General features: G+C 52.6%; 16 protein-coding genes. 7 read left to right on the forward strand and 9 right to left on the reverse strand.

Translation table 11 applies throughout. The features are described from left to right. Nucleotides 1-35: 35 nt before the first annotated feature. Nucleotides 36-1,049 carry a helix-turn-helix domain-containing protein gene (locus F3J28_RS01030; RefSeq protein ID WP_166871894.1) on the reverse strand — a complete coding sequence of 338 codons (1,014 nt, stop codon included), beginning with the start codon at nucleotides 1,047-1,049 and terminating at the stop codon, nucleotides 36-38. Nucleotides 1,050-1,166: 117 nt separating this feature from the next. Here F3J28_RS01030 and F3J28_RS01035 point away from each other — a divergent pair, with 117 nt between their 5' ends. From F3J28_RS01035 to F3J28_RS01055, 5 genes are all read left to right on the forward strand, one after another. Continuing rightward, entirely contained in the window at nucleotides 1,167-2,645 is a 1,479-nt protein-coding gene (locus tag F3J28_RS01035) for an MFS transporter (RefSeq protein WP_166871898.1), read from the forward strand. Nucleotides 2,646-2,874: 229 nt separating this feature from the next. Then, entirely contained in the window at nucleotides 2,875-3,711 is an 837-nt protein-coding gene (locus F3J28_RS01040) for a MetQ/NlpA family ABC transporter substrate-binding protein (RefSeq protein WP_166871899.1), read from the forward strand. A gap of 55 nt (nucleotides 3,712-3,766) precedes the next feature. Then, nucleotides 3,767-4,783 (forward strand): virulence-associated ABC transporter ATP-binding protein SfbB, encoded by a 1,017-nt coding sequence (sfbB, locus tag F3J28_RS01045; protein ID WP_166871902.1) that lies wholly within the window; start codon nucleotides 3,767-3,769, stop codon nucleotides 4,781-4,783. Further along, complete coding sequence (locus F3J28_RS01050) at nucleotides 4,776-5,435, forward strand: methionine ABC transporter permease (RefSeq protein ID WP_039295917.1); 660 nt, start codon at nucleotides 4,776-4,778, stop codon at nucleotides 5,433-5,435. The genes sfbB and F3J28_RS01050 overlap by 8 nt, the downstream gene beginning before the upstream one ends. A 309-nt stretch (nucleotides 5,436-5,744) precedes the next feature. After that, entirely contained in the window at nucleotides 5,745-6,278 is a 534-nt protein-coding gene (locus F3J28_RS01055) for a hypothetical protein (RefSeq protein WP_166871905.1), read from the forward strand. Between the two features lie 234 nt (nucleotides 6,279-6,512). On the opposite strand, the gene F3J28_RS01060 is transcribed toward F3J28_RS01055, so the two are convergent. Then, nucleotides 6,513-10,460, reverse strand: a complete 3,948-nt coding sequence (locus F3J28_RS01060; protein ID WP_166871908.1) for an NACHT domain-containing protein — start codon at nucleotides 10,458-10,460, stop codon at nucleotides 6,513-6,515. Between the two features lie 700 nt (nucleotides 10,461-11,160). On the opposite strand from F3J28_RS01060, the gene F3J28_RS01065 reads away from it, so the two are divergent. Beyond that, nucleotides 11,161-12,369: an MFS transporter gene (locus F3J28_RS01065; protein WP_166871911.1), complete on the forward strand. Its 1,209-nt coding sequence runs from the start codon at nucleotides 11,161-11,163 to the stop codon at nucleotides 12,367-12,369. Here F3J28_RS01065 and mnmH read toward each other — a convergent pair. From mnmH to ppiB, 5 genes are all read right to left on the reverse strand, one after another. Continuing rightward, nucleotides 12,359-13,456 carry a tRNA 2-selenouridine(34) synthase MnmH gene (gene mnmH / locus F3J28_RS01070; RefSeq protein ID WP_166871914.1) on the reverse strand — a complete coding sequence of 366 codons (1,098 nt, stop codon included), beginning with the start codon at nucleotides 13,454-13,456 and terminating at the stop codon, nucleotides 12,359-12,361. The genes F3J28_RS01065 and mnmH overlap by 11 nt on opposite strands. Nucleotides 13,457-13,582: 126 nt before the next feature. Then, nucleotides 13,583-14,653, reverse strand: a complete 1,071-nt coding sequence (purK, locus tag F3J28_RS01075; RefSeq protein WP_166871917.1) for a 5-(carboxyamino)imidazole ribonucleotide synthase — start codon at nucleotides 14,651-14,653, stop codon at nucleotides 13,583-13,585. Beyond that, nucleotides 14,650-15,159, reverse strand: a complete 510-nt coding sequence (gene purE / locus F3J28_RS01080; protein ID WP_045783434.1) for a 5-(carboxyamino)imidazole ribonucleotide mutase — start codon at nucleotides 15,157-15,159, stop codon at nucleotides 14,650-14,652. Before purE ends, purK begins: the two co-directional genes overlap by 4 nt. A 139-nt stretch (nucleotides 15,160-15,298) precedes the next feature. Next, the gene (lpxH, locus tag F3J28_RS01085) at nucleotides 15,299-16,021 is read right to left on the reverse strand and encodes a UDP-2,3-diacylglucosamine diphosphatase (RefSeq protein WP_166871920.1); all 723 of its coding nucleotides are present in this window, start codon (nucleotides 16,019-16,021) and stop codon (nucleotides 15,299-15,301) included. Then, nucleotides 16,021-16,515 carry a peptidylprolyl isomerase B gene (gene ppiB / locus F3J28_RS01090; protein WP_008460206.1) on the reverse strand — a complete coding sequence of 165 codons (495 nt, stop codon included), beginning with the start codon at nucleotides 16,513-16,515 and terminating at the stop codon, nucleotides 16,021-16,023. The genes lpxH and ppiB overlap by 1 nt, the downstream gene beginning before the upstream one ends. Before the next feature lie 175 nt (nucleotides 16,516-16,690). Between ppiB and cysS the strand changes: the two genes are divergently transcribed. Then, entirely contained in the window at nucleotides 16,691-18,076 is a 1,386-nt protein-coding gene (gene cysS, locus F3J28_RS01095; RefSeq protein WP_166871923.1) for a cysteine--tRNA ligase, read from the forward strand. A gap of 81 nt (nucleotides 18,077-18,157) precedes the next feature. On the opposite strand, the gene ahpF is transcribed toward cysS, so the two are convergent. Further along, nucleotides 18,158-19,726 carry an alkyl hydroperoxide reductase subunit F gene (gene ahpF / locus F3J28_RS01100; protein WP_085542494.1) on the reverse strand — a complete coding sequence of 523 codons (1,569 nt, stop codon included), beginning with the start codon at nucleotides 19,724-19,726 and terminating at the stop codon, nucleotides 18,158-18,160. An 80-nt stretch (nucleotides 19,727-19,806) separates the two neighbouring features. Beyond that, nucleotides 19,807-20,370 carry an alkyl hydroperoxide reductase subunit C gene (gene ahpC / locus F3J28_RS01105; protein WP_008460202.1) on the reverse strand — a complete coding sequence of 188 codons (564 nt, stop codon included), beginning with the start codon at nucleotides 20,368-20,370 and terminating at the stop codon, nucleotides 19,807-19,809. Between the last annotated feature and the right edge of the window lie 174 nt (nucleotides 20,371-20,544).

A 20,544-nucleotide genomic window follows, 5' to 3' on the forward strand; every position in this document is an offset into this window, starting at 1 on the left:
CCGCCTCATTCAGCGTTTCCTGCCTTATTTTTTATCTATTCAGAAACGGGTAAGCATGTTCGGGCCCTGAAGGCTTTGCGCCACTGTGTGGGCGTGGTTTTAAAACGCAGCCTGAAATGATGCCGGAGTGTTTCCGCTGAGCCGAATCCAGACTGCTCTGCCACCTGGTCAATGCTGAATTTCTCGCTTTCCAGCAGCGCACAAGCCTTTTCCAGCCGGAGGCTGAGCATCCACTCGCCCGGCGTGGTGCCGGTGGCATCTTTGAACCGGCGGATGAAGGTGCGGCGGCTCATGCCCGCTTGCCTGGCTAACTGCTCAATCACCAGGGGCGCATTGAGATGGTGGCGCAGATCGTCCAGCAACGGCGCCAGACTTTTGGTGCTGCGTTTAGGAACGGGTTGTTGGACCCACTGTGCCTGGTTGCCTTCCCGTAACGGGGGCGTAATCATGCGCCGCGCAGTCCGGTTGGCGATTTCAATCCCGTAATCACGACGAATAAGATGCAGGCAGAGATCGACCCCGGCGGCACCGCCTGCGGAGGTGATCAGGCTGCCCTCATCGACGTAGATCATGCTGTGCTCCACCTGTACCGCAGGGAACCTGTTCGCGAGGATCTCGGTGCTGTTCCAGTGGGCGGTGGCTCGCTTGCCGTCCAGTAATCCTGTTTCGCAGAGAATAAAACTGCCGGCGCAAATCGACACTATGCGGGAACCGTTTTGATGGGCGCGTTGTAAGGCAGCAATCAGCGGCTCCGGGGCCGGTTCAAAAACATTGCGCCAGCCGGGGATGACAATGGTTCCTGCGTCTTCCAGCAGCTCCAGTCCGCCATCCACCACTAAACGCACGCCGCCCTGAGCGTCAAAAACGCCGTTCTCTAAAGACGCGACGCGCAAGTCATAGAGAGGCTGGCCGAGCACTTCGTCCACGCGGCCAAAAGCTTCGACGGCAATCCCGAACTCAAAAGTGCAGAGACACTGATAGGCCAGCACAACCAGCCGTCGATTTTTCGGTCTAAAAGTGCGGTCTTGATCTGGAGAGATGCCTGGCATGGTTGTCCTGTCTCTAAAAATGGCACGATCTTGACGATATCTGACCTGAGCGTCGATTTCTACTCCACCCCGAATCTTTCATGCTGGCACCTTCTTAACGTTTGGCAGGAAATCAGTATGAAAAATCTCTTAGCGTTGATGGCGGTCTGCTTAGCCGCGTTGATGTCGGGCCTGGAAATATCCAGCGTCCCGGTTATCCTGCCGGTGCTGGAAAAGCAGATGCAGGCCAATTTCCGCGAACTGCAGTGGATCATGAATGCTTACACGCTCTCCTGCACGGCGGTGCTGATGGCCACGGGGACGCTGGCGGATAAATATGGCCGCAAGCGTATTTTTATTATCAGCATTGTTGGATTTGGCCTGACGTCGATCCTCTGTGGCCTGTCCCGGACGCCGGAATGGCTTATTGTGGGGCGCTTTTTGCAGGGACTGAGCGGCGGGGCGATGTTAACCAGCCTGATTGCCATCTTGTCGGTTCAGTTTCCGGAAGGAAAAGCGCGCAGCCGGGCGTTTTCCGCCTGGGGGATCACATTTGGCTTTGGGCTGGGCTTTGGCCCCGTCATCGGCGGCGTGCTGGAGGCGTGGTTTAGCTGGCAATGGGTATTTCTGATCCACGGCGTTATTGCGCTGCTCACCCTGGTCCTGACGCTGAAAAATGTTATCGAGTCGCGCGAAAACACCACGAAACCGCTGGATGTCGCTGGCCTGATGACGTTGAGCGTGGGCGTGGTGGGGGCAACCTGGCTCATCACCCAGGGCGGGAGCATTGGCTGGACCAGTCATGAAGCTCAGTTCATCCTACTGGGCACGTTTATCAGCCTGGCGCTGTTCGTCATTATTGAGTTACGCCACCCACATCCTATGTTTGATTTCTCCGTCTTTCGGATCAGGCCTTTCTCCGGCGCGCTGATGGGATCTGTGGGGATGAATTTCAGCTTCTGGCCGCTGATGATTTATCTGCCGGTTTATTACCAGATAGGGAAGGGCTACAGCATTATGGAGACCGGCATGGCGCTACTGGCCTACACTTTGCCCACGCTATTAATGCCGCCGGTCGGTGAAAAACTCGTGCTGCGCTTTGGGGCCGCACGCATCATCCCGCTTGGGCTTTTTGCTATTGGCCTGGGATTTGTGCTGATGAGATTGGGCGTTATCTATCACGTCAGTTTGCTGCCGGGCGCAATACTCTCGGGCATGGCGCTGGGGTTAATCAATACCCCGGTCACCAACACCACCACCGGCTCCGTGGGCGCTAATCGCGTGGGCATGGCTTCCGGGATTGATATCAGTTCACGCCTAATTACCCTCGCCATCAATATTGCGTTAATGGGGAGCCTGCTGGTGGCGGGGATAGCCGAAAGCTTACAGAGTCATATCGACAGCGTGAGCGAAAGGTATGCTCTGGCAGAACAAATAGCCGGCGGGACGAGAGCCGCTCTCAGCAGCGACATGATTATTCAGGCGCTGAATAACGGTTTTTCCGGCGTGCTGGCCTACGGCGCAGTAGGCGTGGGCTGTTTGTCGCTGGCGAGCTATTTGCTGTTCAATGTCAAAACAAACGTTAGGCGCAAACGGGCGGCATCCTGCGCTGATTAAGCTCATCCCAATGCAAAGCGGGTTTTCCGCTTTGCTTGGTTGTTATTCGCAAAAGCCCTGTTCACGCCCGCCGCGCCTTCTCCCGCGAGCAAGATGAAATATTTTCAATTAACCCTGTTAACGGAATGTGCCATCTTATTCTGTCCAGTTGGATCAACGACTTAGTAAGCGGCCCGTGAAAGAGGCTCGCCTCAGGACACCACACATCATTCTGTAAGGGAGAATACCCATGGGAAATCATTTCGGCTGGCGCGTGGCGACCGGCGCTTTACTTCTGGCCAGCGGCCTGCAGTTTGCTCAGGCCAACAGCGACCCGCACACCATTGTCTTCGGCGTAGCGCCGGGGCCATACGGAGACATGGTCAAACAGGCCATCGCCCCGTCGTTAAAAGAGAAAGGCTATAAAGTCGTGGTGCGCGAGTTCAGCGACTACGTGCAGCCCAACATGGCGCTGGCCAACGGCAGCATCGACGCCAACCTGTTCCAGCACTCGCTGTACTTCGACAAATTCACCGCCGACAAAAACCTCAAGCTGGCGAAACTTATCACCGTGCCAACCGCCGGGATGGGCATTTATTCCCATAAAGTCAAAAGCCTGGACGAGCTGAAGCAGGGCGACATTGTCACCCTGTCTAACGACCCGACCAACCTCGCCCGTGGGCTGCGCTTCCTGCAGTCGATGGAGCTTATCACCATCAAAGAGAACATTGACCCGACCAAAGCCTCCGAGCGCGATATCGCCACCAACCCGAAAGGCCTGGTGTTTAAATCGCTGGAAGCCGCACAGCTGCCGCGCACGCTGGACAGCGCCAGCGCCGCGCTGGTCAACGGTAACTTTGCCATTGCCGCCGGGCTAAAACTCTCTTCCGCGCTCAAACAGGAACACCTGGACGAGAACCTCAAAAACATCATCGCGGTGCGTGCCGAAGATGCGGATAAACCGTTCGCCAAAGACATCGTGGAGACCGTGAAATCCCCGGCCTACGAAAAAGCGATCGACGATCCGCAGAATATTTTCAACGCCTTCCAGAAACCGGACTGGATGGTTGCCGCCGATAAAAAGTAATAGAGCAAAGCGAGCAGGCGGGATGCCTGCCTTTTGTCGCTGATTTGAGGTTGTCATGATTGAGATTGAAAAGGTCTGCGTGGACTTCCCCACGGGCCGGAGCCAGACCAGCCGGGCGGTGAACGATGTTTCGCTGCACATTGGCGCGGGTGAGATTTTTGGCATTGTCGGCACCAGCGGGGCGGGGAAAAGTACCTTATTACGTACCCTGAACGCGCTCCAGCGCCCGAGTGAGGGCCGCGTAAAAATCGGTGGGACTGAGATCACCGCGCTGCAGGGGGCCGAGCTGCGCAAAGCGCGTCAGCGTATCGGCATGATTTTCCAGCACTTCAATTTGATGCATACCCGGACGGTCAGGCAGAACGTGGCTTTCAGCCTCAAAGCCGCAGGCTGGGAACGCAGTAAAATCGGCCCGCGCGTGGATGAAATTCTTGAGCTGGTGGGCCTGGCCGACAAAGCCAACCGCTACCCGGTGCAGCTGAGCGGCGGGCAGAAACAGCGCGTGGGCATTGCGCGCGCCATCGCTAACCACCCGGATGTTTTACTCTGTGATGAACCGACTTCCGCGCTGGATCTGGAAACGTCGGCCACCATTCTGGCGCTGCTGAAGAAGATCAACCAGCAACTGGGGATCACCATCGTGCTGATCACCCACGAGATGAACGTGATCAAGACGATTTGCGACCGCGTGGCGGTGATGTCCGGCGGGGAAGTGGTGGAGTCCGGCGAGGTGTTCGACATCTTCGCTCATCCACAGCATGAATTTACCCGCCAGCTGGTGTCCCACACGCTGAACCTGACGCTACCGGTGCGCCTGCTGGACAACATGCGTGGCGCGCTGCTGAAAATCATGTTCGTTGGCGACTCGGCCGAACAGCCGGTGCTCTCCTTCGCGGCGGTGAAATACGGCGTGGCGGTGAACATTCTGCACGGCAAGATTGAGTACATCAGCGACCGCGCGCTGGGCATTCTGGTGGTGGCGATCACCGCGCCAGGCAACCCGGCGGCGGTGGGGGATGCCATCGACCATATTCGGAAACATACGGCCTGTGTGGAGGTGCTGAATGGATGATTTAGTCGCGGACCTGACGATTGCCTTTGGCGAAACCTTCCAGATGCTGGGCATTTCCACGCTGCTGGCGATTATCGGCGGCCTGCCGTTGGGCTTTTTGATCTTCGTCACCGATCGCAATCTGTTCTGGCAGAACCGTTCGCTGAACATCATCAGCTCGGTGCTGGTGAACATCGTGCGCTCGGTGCCGTTCGTCATTCTGCTGGTGCTGCTGTTGCCGCTGACGCAGTTCCTGCTCGGCAACACCATCGGGCCGATCGCCGCGTCCGTGCCGCTGTCGGTGGCGGCGATTGCGTTTTATGCCCGCCTGGTGGACGGCGCGCTGCGGGAAGTGGACAAAGGCATTATCGAAGCCGCTGAGGCCTTTGGCGCCAGCCCGATGCGCATCATCTGCACCGTGCTGCTGCCGGAAGCCAGCGCCGGTTTGCTGCGTGGGTTAACCATAACCCTGGTCAGCCTGATCGGTTACTCGGCGATGGCGGGGATTGTCGGCGGCGGCGGCGTGGGTGACCTCGCGATCCGCTTCGGCTATTACCGCTACGAAACCCAGGTCATGGTGGTCACGGTTGTGGCACTGATTGTGCTGGTGCAAATCGTGCAAATGTTTGGCGACTATCTCGCCAAACGCGCGGACAAGCGCGACAGGCATTAACCTTCTTTCTGGCCGGGCATTCGTTCGGCCAGCATGATGTTTAGCTGCCGGAGAGGCTAATTTCCTGGCGGCTTTCTTCCTGATAAACCCCCAATCTGCAATTCACCAAAGCGTTTCATCATTCCTGCGAGCCGCCTCGAAGTTTGCCAATCTGCCCAATTTTTAAGCTATGTCACTGTGCAGCCATCCAGTATGATCGGAGGGATGCGCAAGAGATAAACCCGGTCAAAGCCGGAAAAAGAAGCGCCCCCGAAGGGTGGTGGAACACCAGACGGGGGCTGACCACAACCGTTATACGAGGTAACAGCTATGGCTAACGCTGATAGTAACACACAGGCTCGCCCTGAAATCACCCCACACGACCCGGCATTTGCGGGCGATATCGCAACCCTGCTAGAAAAGCCGCAGGGCGCAGCGATGGATCTCTTCCAGGTGCTCGATATTTGCGAGCAGTACGCCGAGCATTTACTTGAAAACCAGAATCATACGGAACGCATGGCGCTCTGCGGCCGCCTGCTCGCCGGGCTGGAAGTCCTGAAAAGCGTGCTCAAAGCCCCACTGCCGGACTACCTGATAGAGAAGCTGACGCTCAAAGAGAGCGAAGCCAGCATTTGTTACAACCCGATGGCAACAGACTCCGAACCGCTCCGCGAGTACTGCGCGGCGTTAACCATCGTCCTGCTGAACCACCAGGAATCCCCGGAGCAAAGGCAGCAGATGGCCGGGATCCTGTATGAGCTGCTCACCGTGCTGGCCGAAGATTTAAAAGCGCCAAGGTTTGTTCGCTCGGTGGACGGTAGTTTGGCGATGATTCCGGGCGGGGTTTTGAATTTGGTTCATTGATGTTTTGTTGGTATTAAATTGCCGCCTTCTACCTGGTGGGGGAAGGCGGTTTTGAGCGAATAGCATAAGCTGCGAATTATCATTAATTTTCATGACAGGCTACTTAAATGACTTCTATCGAAACTGTGGCGATTTACATCATAGCTAAAACACCTTTACTTAGCGGATAGTTACTAGTCATAACGACTATAAAAATGTACAGGCTCTACAATAAAAAAGCCTGCACTATATTAATTAACTTTCAAGCCATTTGTCTAATGCTTTAGTATCATTAACTACAGAACCACTTCTTTCACGCCATTTATTATATATATTCTGAAGCATGTATCTGCAATTAATATCATGACGAGTCAGGTAAGAATATTTACCTAAGAACTCCTGTAATCTGACATCAATATTGCTTACATCATGAAGTAAGTTGTAAATGACGTAAGTTAATATTTTGCTTGACTCATTGCAATATAATGAAATGCATATTTTGTCAAGTTCATTTTTAAAGAAGTAATCAATTGCGTTGGATTTATCAAAGTTTAAATTAAATAAAAGCAAAGCAAGGCATGAAGCTCTGAAGTTAATGCTTTCATTTAAGTCAAGGCAGTCACTTAATAATCCGTCCTCAGTGAGGCCTATATGCCCTATGATTCCATTATTAAAGTTGTCATTGTTTTCTTTCTTTATCTTATCAATTGTTGGTTTTGATGAAATCAATGAGTAACTTAAAAATGGTATAAGTTTTTTTTCAGATGGATAGTTTATTTTATATAAAGATAGAGTGGTTGAGCCATGGATTAATTTATATTTGTAGGCATCGCTTAGTGAGATTAAAGTGTTTTTAATATGATTTTCGGAGTCTGGGGAAACAGAAAAAACCTCATTCCATAGTAAATAATATTTTGCAAAGACATTTGGTTTATTGATAGCTATTTCTGAAACGGCTAACATAATGTCACGTCTGTTTTCTTTTAGTGCGTCCTCAATGTCTTCACGCTCAAAATAAGGTGAAACTAAGGTTTCTAATGCGAGTTCTGGATAATCATTACATAGAGCGCGCCATTTATTTGCATCGAAAGGGATTCGTTCATATCCAACGAATTCGTATCCGGGAAGAATTTTCTGACCATCAATGACGTTATTATTAGTATATGATCGAAGTTCAATGTCATTAAAATCTAACAGGCGGCATATATGCTCAGAGTAGGACTCATCATCGAAGTTTAATGGGATCATGGCGAGTATTGATGCTGGGATGCAGCGTATTTCATAGTCATTGGATTTAATCATGTCAAGGGTTTTACGTAAGCTATCAATATTTTGTGATAGGACGTATTCATAGATGGACTTAAATATTTCCACAGGATATGAATAAATCGAATCAAAAAAATCAACCGGATTTAACAATGAATCACCATCTTTAAGAATTTTATAATGATTAACAAGTTTCACAAAGCAGTATTTAGATTCAGAGATGTTAGCTGATATCATACGTCTCGACCTCATGTCGAAATTTTCTCTTAAGAAAGATTTTTGTTTCTCACAAATTTCGGGCATAAATATAGTTTTTGGATTAACTGACATGAGCATTTTTAGATACCTATCAATCAAGTAAAGGATTTCATTATCAGTATCATGAGCGAAATACTTGTCTACAATAACTTTAATAAACCATGGGTGTAGGATATTATTATGAGTATGATGAAACTCTATATTTGATGCTGTTAAAATAGCTTTCCAGTAATATATTGGCGCGCAATTTAATCTATCAATAACCTCATCAAATCTTTCATTGTTTTTTGGCAGCATTACGGTAAAAAGTAACCCGCAGGCTATAGTTTCGCTATAATCAACAGTTAAAAAAGTATCAATCATATTGTTAAGCAACCAACTTTTAGATTGTTCCATTCTTAATGTGGGGATTTTTTTAAAAACATCAAAGTCAGGGCACGACCATAGCGAAGGCAGACACTTGTTAAATAAAGACCGTATTCTCTTATCTTGTTCTAGAAGCCCTTCTTCCACAAGGCGAAGTACTAATAGAGAGCCAATAGAGCTCCGTTTACTAAAATATCTTAAATCTCTATTATCATCATTGTCATCCACCTGCTGCAACAATGAAGATACTAAAATTAGAGCTGTTTTTCGTTTATAGTGTATAAGCGCACTCAAAACAAAGTGGACAACTTCACGCCAATGCGCATCACTACAAATAATTGATAGTCTTTCAAGCAAAACTTGATCAGTAACTTCATTATGAATGAATTCGGCAGCAAAAAATTCTTGTAGCTGCCTTATATCAAATCTAACATACTCCGTGCTATCGGGCGTATTAACAAAGACCAGCCTCTCAATGGCGGCTTCCATTAGCAACTTAACTGTTTCTTCGACATTTCCATCTATTAACATTTCTGTCGTTGAGAAAGCTAATTGTCTAAATTCACTTTTGGGCATAGCAGTTTCTGCACCATCACTATACTCAGCTCGAACATGGAGGCAAATGCCCAAACGGTCATGAATAGCTTTAAGTAATTGGTCTTTTTCTTGTAATAATGCCGATATTTTAGGGTCAGGGAAATTTTTTAAAGTTTCTCTCTTCTTCATTACAACATAAAAGTTATTAAAAAGTTCCCATCTTTTTTCTGGTGGACGGCCTCCATCGCGAACAAGTACGGCTATTATATGGGACTGTAATGGAGTCGCCATAATTTCTTTCACCTGAGGAGAAAGCATGGCTGAGGCTAAAATACTCAATGAGTTATTTCCATCTTCTTCGCTACGATTAAATCTAAGTATTGGTTCAGCACAGGATAACGCCACCTTCTCTGGCAATGGCTGGAGAGTGCATACTGACGCATCAAGATCATCAAACTGGCCAGAATAACCCTGTGGCCTAGTTGTGCACAGAATAAGAGAATCAGAATCAATACTTGGTAAAAATTCGTTAGAGAAGGTTATTACCTCATTTGCTATATGATCTTTAAGGTCATTAGGAACCTCATCAAGACCATCAAAATTTATGAAGCATGTATTTTGAGATAAGATTTTCCTGAGATCATTTGAGTCTATAACAAAAGATATTCTGTAATTAATTTTGTCACAAATATATTCAATGATATTTTTGGGAGAGAATTCGTCCTTTGTAATGTACCAGTTCGCATAATCTTTTAGTTCAATAAAAATTGGAATTCTTGGTAGTTTTGGCCAATAACCATCTTTTAAAGCTTGTTCTTTTAATTCTACTGCAATCTCTTTAACTTGAGGTGTAACTGTAGGTGCATTCTTAGATAGAATAAAAGCAGCTCTTTGAATTTGTGCGAAATATTGACCAACCGTTGACTTTCCCTGACCTGGCCCACCTTTTAATAGTACAATCCTTGTTCTTCTTGGATTTTTGGCCCAAGCTTTCCAGTTCGTACCAAAATTCAACCATGTGCTGATTTTATGTACATTGCATGAGGATGATACTAATGACTCCATAATATTAAAGTCACTTTGTAAGTCGGTACATTTGATGGGCAGGTCTCTGAATAATTCATGGATTTTTGGTTTGTGATCATTATTTGAACCTGCTTGTTCCAACTTTGTATAACTTAAATCTTTAAATTGGTTAATCATAAAGTGATCAATTAAAGATTTAATATTGAAATTTTTTTCCGTTAGCGAATTATATAATTCAGTTATAATATGACCTGGTGTTAAGAAATGACCATACTCTTTTGCCACGACGGGATGTTCGACAAGGAAGTCTAATATTTTTCTTCCACCCCACACATCGACCTTGATATTTGGATAATACTTTTTTACCAGACCAATTATCTTATCATAAGCTCCAGTCTGAGGCACGCCACTGGGCTCTACATTAGAAGCTATAATCCATATATCTGGCATTTTTCTTTCATCATTTTCACTGAATGCTTTGATTTCTTTAACAACTTCTCTTACTAGCCATTTTTGTGAGTTTGAATTCGTTGTCGGCTTATGAAATTTAGATTGGATATACCATATTCCTTCCCAGTTATCTGTCATTGAAGGATATGGTGCTTTTCCCTTCAAATATCCATCTCGGCCTCCATCAGGGCCTGTCGCGAATCCTGTGATACCGTTGCCTAAAACTTTCATAGCTAGAAAGTTAACCATATGTTCAAAAGAATATGAATCTAATTGTGTTAAATCGTATGGTGTGGCCATTTTATATTCCATAATGGTTAATAAAGGATCAAAGCAGAATTATTCTAGATTAGTTAAGCACATAAAAGGTAATAAACTATTGCTGAATTATTTCTAGTGGGAGGATTTATGCATCATTTATACAAAAATTAATTGTTAATCCGTGATAAGGATGTTCATATGCAACCTTAACGCAAGTTCGAAGCATTTTCAGGGGTAGAGCTTTAACGAAGAAACGTTTAACTCTTTCATAGTCATATCTTTTTAAGCCCTTTTCGATTTATTTTAAGATTGAGGTAATTTATGAAATTGCGTGATTTTTTGATAAATATGCCTTAACCCACCTCTGAAGCGTGATAATGAACGAAGCACTTGCGTCACCTGCAGATATCTGATCTTCACATACACTGCAACTACCCTTCGTGATTCAAACAGCTGTAACTGTCGAACGTATAATATATCAATACCACCCACTCCTTGCACTAAACAGACTAAAAAACTATCTACAAGTAAATACTTTTTAAGTGCCAATTGTTCAACAAATTCCCCAAACCCAAAACTACCCCAACTCCCCACCCACCACCAGCCCCCAAAACCCGCAGTTGCCCTTTCCCCGGCGATTGGCTAGTATCGCTCCAGCTTCTCGCAAGTCGTAAACGTTAACGTTATCCAACGTACATATTCTCCCCGGCATTCGGGGTAATTGTACTTGGGTAATATCATGGCACTATTCGCATCCCCCGTTGCTTCGTACCGCAAGCCCCACGTTCTGGGCTTTATCCTCTATTTCATTGTCGGCCTGGTCGATGGCGCCATTGTGCCGTTTTTCCCGCTGTGGGCGCAGCAGTCTGCCGCTATCCCGGTGGAGTTTATTGGCCTGCTCTTCGGCTGCTATGCCGGGGGCGAGCTGCTGGCCGCGCCGTTTATCGGCGGGATTGCCGACCGCGTGGGCAGAAGGCCCGTGTTGATTATTTCGGCGACCGGCGTCGGGGCGGGCTTTATCGCGCTGTTCTTTGCGCACGGCGTGTTTGACGCCGCCGCCGTGCTGATCGTTATTGGCCTGTTTGAATCGGTGCTGCACCCGACTATCTACACCGTGGTGGCGGACGCCACGCCAGCCTCGGAGCACCGCCGCCAGTTCAGCATCATGCGCGTGTGTTCCGGGGCGGGCGCGATTGCCGGGCCGCTGCTGGGGACGGTGCTGGTGCAAGAGGGGCTGGGCTACGTTTTTCTGGCCGGAGGTTCGGTAATGGTGGCCGGTGGCCTGATGCTGGCGATCTCTCTGGCGGAAACGCGTCCGCTGGCCGCTGGAATGGACGATGAGGCCGACGATGAAGAGGGGCTCAGCGCGCTGCTGCCCGCGTTCCGGGATCGCCGTCTGGCCGGGCTGTTGATTTGGGTGCTGCTGCTGGGCGTGGCCGGGAGCTGGGTGGAGGCCGTTATGCCGCTGTATGCCAGCAATCAGATGGGAATGAGCGCGGCCAGCATCGGTTATCTGTTCGCGTTCGGGGCGGGGATCAACACGGTCGGCCAGCTGGCCTTAACGAAGCTGTTTGCCCGACGCTCTGCATTGTTTATCACGCTCAGTGCGGGTTTGGCGCTGATCGCTGCCTTTGTTTTGCTATTGGCTCATCCACACGTCGTCACGCTGGTGATGGCGGTCTGCCTTTATTCTCTGTCCCAGATGATGACCGGCCCGCTGATCCCGACGGCGGTGAACAAGTTAGCCCCGGCGCGGCTGCGCGCGACCTACATGGCGGCGCTTTCGGTAGTGAGCGATCTGCAGGGCTCGGTGGGGCCAGCGACCGGCACGGCACTGTTCGCGCTGGCGTTTACGTTGCCCTGGGCGGTGGGCATTCCATTGGTTGGACTGGCGGTGACCGGACTCGGGTTGACGCTCGCCGCCGGGGAAAAATCGACTACTCGTTAACGTTGCGCAGCCAGGCTTCGACCTGCTGATAATCCCCCCGGAAGACGATCTGGTCGGCCTTCTGGCTGAGCTGATAGCGATACATCGGGTCGTAATACTCTTTCAGCAGCGGCGACAGCCAGGCCAGATGGCCTTCGCAGGAGCCGGTTTTCCGCTGGGTTAACAAGGCTTCGTCCAGCCTGGCGGTGAACTGCTGAAAGCGTTCCATGCCCAGGCGGCGGCGGATGGCAAACAGGCCGTGGTGCAGGTATTCGGCGTAATCGCGCCACGCGGTTTCTTCCTCGCTGACGGATAAAAACGCCTCGCTCATCTGCCGGAAGTATTCGTGTTGGAGGCGCTCCAGCCGCAGCTCGAACGGATCGTCGATGGCCACAATCGGCGAGCGCAGCATCTGTTCCCTGAAGGCTTCGGGGATATGGCGGGAGCCAATCATCCGGCCTTCATCTTCCACAACCAGCGTTTGGGGCTCGGTCGGGCTGATTTTCAGCAGGGTGACGGCGAGGTTGTTTTCGAAGCTGGCCTGAGAAGGCTGGGCCACAATCGTGCGGCCGAACGAGGAGCCGCGATGGTGCGCCAGGCCTTCAAGGTCAACGCCCGTCGGCAGCGAGCGGATCAGGACAGTTTTGCCACAGCCGGTATTGCCGCTGACGATAATCATCGGCCACTTCGAACGGGTGTCGATTACCTGCATGGCATGCTGGCGCAGGGCTTTGTAGCCGCCGGTGACCAGCGGGTACTCGAGGCCGTTTTCCCGCAGCCACTGCTGCACGATGTGGCTGCGCATCCCGCCTCTGGCGCAGCATAAATAGCCCTCGGGCTGCTGGCGGCAGCTTTCCAGCCAGCGTTCGATTCGGCTGGCTTTTCGCTCGCCGCTGACCAGCCGGTGCCCCAGTTCGACGGCGGCCTGCTGGCCCTGCCGCTTATAGCACGTCCCGACTTGCGCACGTTCATCGTCCAGCATCAGCGGTAAGTTATGGGCGGCGGGCATTGAACCCTGAGCGAACTCTACCGGGGCGCGAACGTCAATCAGCGGGATGTCGTTGAGCAGCAGGCGGTCGTAGTCCTGCGTGTTGGGGCGTTTTTCCATGGCATAACCTTAGTCTGAAGCGGCGAAACGGGGGAATTGTGCGCTTCTGGTCGGGCAAAGGAAAGGGGAAGGGGGAAAATGGTCTGACCCTCTAAAGTCAAACAGAGGGTCAGATGAGGTGCGGTTTTACTTCACCAGTTTGCTCTGCGCCCAGGCAATGCCGCTGGCGTATTCGGCCGGGAGCAGGGGAACCAGAGCTTCCAGCGAGGCGCTCAGGCGGCCGGTGTCGCTGTCGTTCAGGTTGAGATGCCCGACTTTGCGGCCCGGACGAACGTCTTTGTCGTACCAGTGCAGGTGCACCAGCGGCAGCTTCAGCCAGGCATAGTTCAGGTCGGTGCCGATCAGGTTCACCATCACCGACGGGGCATTAACGACAGGCTGCGGCAGCGGTAAATCCACGATGGCGCGCAGGTGCAGCTCGAACTGGCTGATGGAAGCGCCGTTTTGCGTCCAGTGCCCACTGTTGTGTACGCGCGGGGCCAGCTCGTTGATCAGCAGGCCGGCTGGCGTGACGAAGCACTCCATCGCCATCACCCCGACGTAGCCCAGCTCGTTCATGATGGCGGTGAGCATGGTTTCGGCCTGGCGCTGCTGGTCGGCATTGGCCTGCGGGAAGGCAACGCTGGTGCGCAGAATGCCGTCCTGGTGCAGGTTGTGGGTCAGCGGGTAGAACACCGTGCTGCCGTCGTGGCCGCGCGCGCCCACCAGAGAAACTTCGCCGGAGAAGTTAATGCCCTGCTCGACGATGCATTCGCCGTAGCACTCTTCCGGTAACTGGTCGGTTTCATCGGCACGTAAGCGCCACTGGCCGCGGCCATCGTAGCCGCCCACGCGGCGCTTCACGATAGCCAGAGAACCCAGCTGACTGAACACGTCCTGCCATTCATGGCTGCCGGAAAGCAACTGCCAGGGCGCAGTGGCCAGGCCGAGCTTATCGAACAGCTGCTTTTGCGTCAGGCGGTCGGCGATGATCGGGAAGATATCGCGGTTAACGAAGGCGTTATGGCGCGCCAGTTCGCGGGTGAGCGCGGTTTCTGGCCAGCGCTCAATCTCGGCGGTGATCACGCTTTGGGCGAACGGCACGGCTTCCGGCTCGGCGTCCAGGCCAACAGGGTAAACGGCGATGCCCAGCGGCTCACCGGCCTGGCGGAGCATGCGTCCCAGCTGGCCGTTACCTAAGACACAAACGCGCTTCATGCTTCACTCCGTGGATCCGGATTATCCAGCACTTCGTCGGTCTGGGTCTGACGCCAGGTTGCCAGGCGCTGGCTCAGTTCTGCGTCATGCAGGGCCAGGATCTGCGCGGCCAGCAGGGCGGCGTTGGCGGCTCCGGCTTTACCGATGGCCAGCGTGCCGACAGGAATGCCGCGCGGCATCTGGACGATAGAATACAGGCTGTCCACGCCGCTCAGAGCAGCGCTTTGAACCGGCACACCCAGCACCGGGACCAGGGTTTTCGCGGCCAGCATACCCGGCAGGTGCGCTGCGCCACCGGCTCCGGCGATAATCACCTGGTAGCCATTGGCTTCGGCCTGCTCGGCAAAGCTGAAAAGCTTATCCGGCGTGCGGTGGGCGGAGACGACTTCGACATGGTGAGGGACATTCAGGGCGGTAAGGATTTCAGCGGCGAACTGCATGGTGGCCCAGTCACTTTTGGAACCCATAACAATGGCGATACGCGCCGGGGTGTGCTCAGAAGACATGCGTCTCAAAACTCCTGTGGGTGTGCAGACATCATCGGGCGACGGGCGCCCGTTCAGAAGGGCTCAGAGAATAGCACGAACTTCCGGCAAGGAAAACGGTTGCGTGGTTAACGAATCGGCAAAAAAGCGGGCTTTTAGGTCAGAAAGGAAAATGAATCAGCTCGACGTTTTCCGGCGTGACTTTGATCATCGACCCTTCTTTATGCCACGCGCCTAACACGCAGCGGAAAGCGGGTTGCCCGTTAGCCTCAAGTTCGTGAATCGCCGGGCGATGAGTATGCCCATGAATCAGCCATTGAACATTGTGGCGGGTGAGGGTGTCGACCACAGCCTGCGGGTTCACATCCATGATCTCCAGCGACTTCATATTATTCGCCGCCTGGCTGTCGGCGCGCATACGGTCGGCGATACGCTGGCGAATAAACAGCGGCAGGGCAAGGTAGAGCTTCTGCAGCCACGGCTGATGAACCTTGCGGCGAAACGCCTGGTAGCCTTCGTCGTCGGTACACAGCGTGTCGCCGTGCATGATCAGTATTTTTCGGCCATAAACATCGAGGAGTTTTTCTTCCGGCAGCAGCGTCATGCCGCTGGCTTTGGCGTAGCGCTTGCCGAGTAAAAAGTCCCGGTTGCCGTGAATGAAATAGCAGGGAATGCCGGCATCAACCACCGCTTTAATCGCTGCGGCGATTTGCTGGTAGAGCGGCTCCGGGGCGTCGTCGCCAATCCAGGCTTCGAACAGATCGCCAAGAATGTAGAGCGCATCCGCCTGGCGGGCTTCACCGGCTAAGAAACGCAGAAAACCGGCGGTGATCGCCGGTTCTTCTGGGCAGAGGTGTAAATCTGCAATAAACAGCGTCGACATTATTCGCTGACGGTCACGCTTTCGATAATAACGTCTTCTTTCGGTACATCCTGGTGCATACCGCTGCGGCCGGTGGAAACGGCTTTGATTTTCTCAACCACGTCCATCCCTTCAACCACTTCTGCGAACACGCAGTAGCCCCAACCCTGCAGGCTTTCGCCGCTGAAGTTCAGGAAGTCGTTGTCGGCCACGTTGATGAAGAACTGTGCGGTAGCAGAGTGCGGAGCCTGGGTACGAGCCATTGCCAGCGTACCACGGGTGTTTTTCAGGCCGTTATTCGCTTCGTTCTGAATGGTGTCTTTGGTCGCTTTCTGCTTCATACCCGGTTCGAAACCGCCGCCCTGGATCATAAAGCCGTTGATCACACGGTGGAAAATGGTGTTGTTGTAGAAGCCTTCGCGGCAGTAGTCCAGGAAGTTTTTAACGGTAACAGGCGCTTTATCATCAAAAGTTTTGATGACGATGTCGCCGTGATTAGTGTGAAAAGTAACCATGCTTGCATCCTATGAGTGTCAGAGAGTACGGCGGCAAACGGTGCCGTCGTACCAGCACGCTGTTATAGCATAACGCTACATCATAGTCAGTAATGCAAAGCAGACTGCCGTCGGGGAAAATAATCGGGTAAGATAACCGGGAGTATTCTTCCACACGCTTACATGGAATCCCCTGATGTTAAAAATATTTAATACACTGACTCGCCAAAAAGAGGAATTCAAACCTATTCATGCCGGAAAGGTAGGCATGTACGTGTGTGGTATCACCGTTTACGATCTCTGTCACATCGGCCATGGCCGTACTTTTGTTGCGTTTGACGTGGTGGCGCGCTACCTGCGTTCCCTCGGCTATGAGCTGAACTACGTGCGTAACATCACCGACATCGACGATAAAATCATTAAGCGCGCCCATGAAAATGGCGAAGACTTTGTGGCGCTGGTTGACCGCATGGTCGTCGAAATGCACAAAGATTTCGACGCGCTGAACATTTCACGCCCGAACAGCGAGCCGCGTGCGACCAAACACATTCCGGAAATCATCGAAATTGTTGAACAGCTGCTGGCTCGCGATCACGCCTATGTGGCGGAAAACGGCGATGTGATGTTCTCGGTGCTGACCGACCCGAATTATGGCCTGCTGTCTCGCCAGGATCTGGATCAGCTTCAGGCCGGTGCGCGCGTGGACGTGGTTGACGTGAAGCGCAACCCGATGGACTTCGTGCTGTGGAAAATGTCCAAGCCGGGCGAACCCGCGTGGACTTCTCCGTGGGGCGAAGGCCGTCCCGGCTGGCATATCGAATGTTCCGCGATGAACTGCAAAGAGCTGGGCAACCACTTTGATATTCACGGCGGCGGTTCTGACCTGATGTTCCCGCACCACGAGAACGAAATCGCGCAGTCTACCTGTGCCCACGACGGCGAGTACGTCAACACCTGGATGCACTCCGGGATGGTGATGGTTGACCGCGAGAAGATGTCCAAATCCCTGGGCAACTTCTTTACCGTGCGTGACGTGCTGAAGTATTACGACGCGGAAACCGTGCGTTACTTCCTGATGTCCGGCCACTACCGCAGCCAGCTCAACTACAGCGAAGAGAACCTGAAACAGGCTCGCTCGGCGCTGGAGCGTCTGTACACCTCGCTGCGCGGCACCGACAGCAATGTCGCCCCAGCCGGGGGCGAAGCCTTCGAATCCCGCTTCCGTGAAGCGATGGACGATGACTTCAACACCCCGGAAGCCTACTCCGTGCTGTTCGATATGGCCCGCGAAGTGAACCGCCTTAAAGCGGAAGATCTTGCGGCGGCAAACGGACTGGCGGCGGCGCTGCGTAAGCTCTCCGCAATTCTGGGCCTGCTGGAGCAGGATCCGGAGCAGTTCCTGCAGGGCGGCGCGCAGGCGGACGACGGCGAAGTGGCGGAAATCGAAGCGCTGATCAAGCAGCGTAACGATGCGCGTCAGTCGAAAGACTGGGCGCTGGCGGACCAGGCGCGCGACCGTCTGAACGAGATGGGCATTGTGCTGGAAGATGGCGCGGGTGGCACGACCTGGCGTCGTAAGTAACATTTTGAACGTGAAAAAGCGGCTCAATGAGCCGCTTTTTTTATGGCTGGCCGCTGTGGCTCGGCCTTATTGGCAGGTGCTTTATTCCGGGGCTGAGGTGCGAATCAGGTAATCAAACGCGCTCAGGGAGGCTTTCGCGCCTTCGCCGGTGGCGATGATGATCTGTTTGTAAGGCACGGTGGTGCAGTCGCCCGCGGCGAATACGCCTTTCACGGTGGTTTCGCATTTCGCGTCGATGATAATTTCACCCATGCGATTGCGCTCCACGCTGCCTTCCAGCCAGGTGGTGTTTGGCAGCAGGCCGATTTGCACGAAGATGCCGGCCAGGGCAACGTCATGCACGCTTTCGGTCACGCGGTCTTTATACTGCAGGCCGGTCACTTTGCTGCCGTCGCCTTTCACTTCCAGCGTCTGGGCGTTCAGCACGATGTCGACGTTTTTCAGGCTGCGTACTTTGTTCTGCAGAACCTGATCGGCCTTCATTTCCGGGGCAAATTCCAGCAGGGTGACGTGCTCAACGATACCCGCCAGGTCAATGGCCGCTTCCACGCCGGAGTTCCCGCCGCCGATGACCGCCACGCGCTTGCCTTTGAACAACGGGCCGTCGCAGTGTGGGCAGTAGGTCACGCCTTTGGTGCGGTACTGATCTTCGCCCGGCACGTTCATGTTGCGCCATTTTGCGCCGGTCGCCACGATAATGCTGCGTGCTTTCAGCGTGGCGCCTGATGCCGTTTGGATCTGGTGCAGGCCGCCTTCGGTTTTCGCCGGGATAAGCTTGCTGGCGCTTTGGGTGTCGATCACGTCCACGTCATAGTCATCCACGTGGGCTTTCAGCGCGCCCGCCAGCTTCTGGCCTTCGGTTTTCGGCACGGAAATGTAGTTTTCGATATCCACGGTATCCAGCACCTGGCCGCCGAAGCGTTCGCCCATCAGGCCGGTACGGATGCCTTTACGCGCCGCATAGACCGCCGCCGCCGCGCCCGCAGGGCCGCTGCCGACGATCAGCACGTCATAAGCCTCACGCTGGTTCAGCGCTTCCGCCGCGCGTTTTTCTGCGCCGGTATCAATTTTGCCCACGATTTCAGCCAGCGTCATGCGGCCCTGACCAAATTCTTTGCCGTTCAGGAACACGGCAGGCACGCCCATCACGTTGCGTTCTTGAATTTCATTCTGGTAAACGCCGCCGTCGATAGCAGTATGGGTGATGCGCGGATTCAGCACGCTCATCAGGTTCAGCGCCTGCACAACGTCCGGGCAGTTGTGGCAGGAGAGGGAATAATAGGTTTCAAAGTGGAAGTCGCCGTCGATCTCACGGATTTGCGCCAGCAGATCCTGAGATTCTTTGGACGGATGACCGCCGACCTGGAGCAAAGCCAGCACCAGGGAAGTGAATTCGTGACCCAGCGGGGAGCCGGCAAAGCGCGGGCCCTGGCTTGAGCCTGGGTTAGTGATTAAAAACGACGGTTTGCGCACCGGCAGGTCGTTATTAATGCTGAAAGAAACTTTGTCGGATAACTCAGCGATGTCTGCCAGCAGTTCTTTTACTTCAGATGATTTCGCGCCGTCGTCCAGCGTGGCAATCAACTCAACAGGTTTCGTTAGTCTCTCAAGATAGGCTTTGAGCTGGGTTTTCATTGTTGTGTCGAGCATGGTCAGTCTCCCTGGTGGCGAGAAAAAAACGGCTACCAAACGAGTAGCCGTAAAATAAAAGAGGGTAACGCGGGTAAAACTTAGATTTTGCCGACCAGGTCCAGAGATGGAGCCAGAGTCGCTTCGCCTTCTTTCCATTTAGCCGGGCAAACTTCGCCTGGGTGAGAAGCGACGTACTGAGCCGCTTTCACTTTACGCAGCAGGTCAGACGCGTCACGGCCAATGCCTTCGGCGGTCACTTCGATAGCCTGGATGATGCCCTGTGGGTCAACCACGAAGGTAGCGCGGTCTGCCAGACCTTCGTCTTCACGCATGTTTTCGAAGTTACGGGTCAGCGCGCCGGTTGGGTCGCCGATCATCGCGTATTTGATTTTAGCGATGGTTTCAGAGCTGCCGTGCCACGCTTTGTGGGTGAAATGGGTGTCGGTAGAAACGGAATACACGTCTACGCCCAGTTTCTGCAGTTCTTCGTAATGGTCAGCCACGTCGCCCAGTTCGGTCGGGCAAACGAAAGTGAAGTCAGCCGGGTAGAAGAAGAAAACGCTCCAGCGGCCTTCGGTATCTTTTTCCGTAACTTCAACGAATTCGCCGTTTTTAAAAGCCTGGTTTTTGAATGGTTTGATTTTGGTATTAATTAAAGACATCTAAACTTCCTCCGTTTTGCGATGGGAGAAAGGTACCGAATTTTGAACTGCGTCACTAATGGGTAGGCTTTATTGAATCAAGAGGTATTTCCTAACAGCTATGCGGGGGGCATAAAAAAGGCCACCCGTTGCGGGGGTGGCCGGTGTTGCGCGTTACAATTCCACTTTAAAAAA

This window comes from Enterobacter sp. Ap-1006, assembly GCF_011752835.1.
Classification (GTDB): Bacteria; Pseudomonadota; Gammaproteobacteria; order Enterobacterales; family Enterobacteriaceae; genus Cedecea.

Excerpts from the sequence above, each read along its gene's own strand:
- F3J28_RS01030 (WP_166871894.1), bottom strand. The coding sequence starts at position 1,049 with ATGCCAGGCATCTCTCCAGATCAAGACCGCACTTTTAGACCGAAAAAT.
- F3J28_RS01035 (WP_166871898.1), top strand. The coding sequence starts at position 1,167 with ATGAAAAATCTCTTAGCGTTGATGGCGGTCTGCTTAGCCGCGTTGATG.
- F3J28_RS01040 (WP_166871899.1), top strand. The coding sequence starts at position 2,875 with ATGGGAAATCATTTCGGCTGGCGCGTGGCGACCGGCGCTTTACTTCTG.
- sfbB (WP_166871902.1), top strand. The coding sequence starts at position 3,767 with ATGATTGAGATTGAAAAGGTCTGCGTGGACTTCCCCACGGGCCGGAGC.
- F3J28_RS01050 (WP_039295917.1), top strand. The coding sequence starts at position 4,776 with ATGGATGATTTAGTCGCGGACCTGACGATTGCCTTTGGCGAAACCTTC.
- F3J28_RS01055 (WP_166871905.1), top strand. The coding sequence starts at position 5,745 with ATGGCTAACGCTGATAGTAACACACAGGCTCGCCCTGAAATCACCCCA.
- F3J28_RS01060 (WP_166871908.1), bottom strand. The coding sequence starts at position 10,460 with ATGGCCACACCATACGATTTAACACAATTAGATTCATATTCTTTTGAA.
- F3J28_RS01065 (WP_166871911.1), top strand. The coding sequence starts at position 11,161 with ATGGCACTATTCGCATCCCCCGTTGCTTCGTACCGCAAGCCCCACGTT.
- mnmH (WP_166871914.1), bottom strand. The coding sequence starts at position 13,456 with ATGGAAAAACGCCCCAACACGCAGGACTACGACCGCCTGCTGCTCAAC.
- purK (WP_166871917.1), bottom strand. The coding sequence starts at position 14,653 with ATGAAGCGCGTTTGTGTCTTAGGTAACGGCCAGCTGGGACGCATGCTC.
- purE (WP_045783434.1), bottom strand. The coding sequence starts at position 15,159 with ATGTCTTCTGAGCACACCCCGGCGCGTATCGCCATTGTTATGGGTTCC.
- lpxH (WP_166871920.1), bottom strand. The coding sequence starts at position 16,021 with ATGTCGACGCTGTTTATTGCAGATTTACACCTCTGCCCAGAAGAACCG.
- ppiB (WP_008460206.1), bottom strand. The coding sequence starts at position 16,515 with ATGGTTACTTTTCACACTAATCACGGCGACATCGTCATCAAAACTTTT.
- cysS (WP_166871923.1), top strand. The coding sequence starts at position 16,691 with ATGTTAAAAATATTTAATACACTGACTCGCCAAAAAGAGGAATTCAAA.
- ahpF (WP_085542494.1), bottom strand. The coding sequence starts at position 19,726 with ATGCTCGACACAACAATGAAAACCCAGCTCAAAGCCTATCTTGAGAGA.
- ahpC (WP_008460202.1), bottom strand. The coding sequence starts at position 20,370 with ATGTCTTTAATTAATACCAAAATCAAACCATTCAAAAACCAGGCTTTT.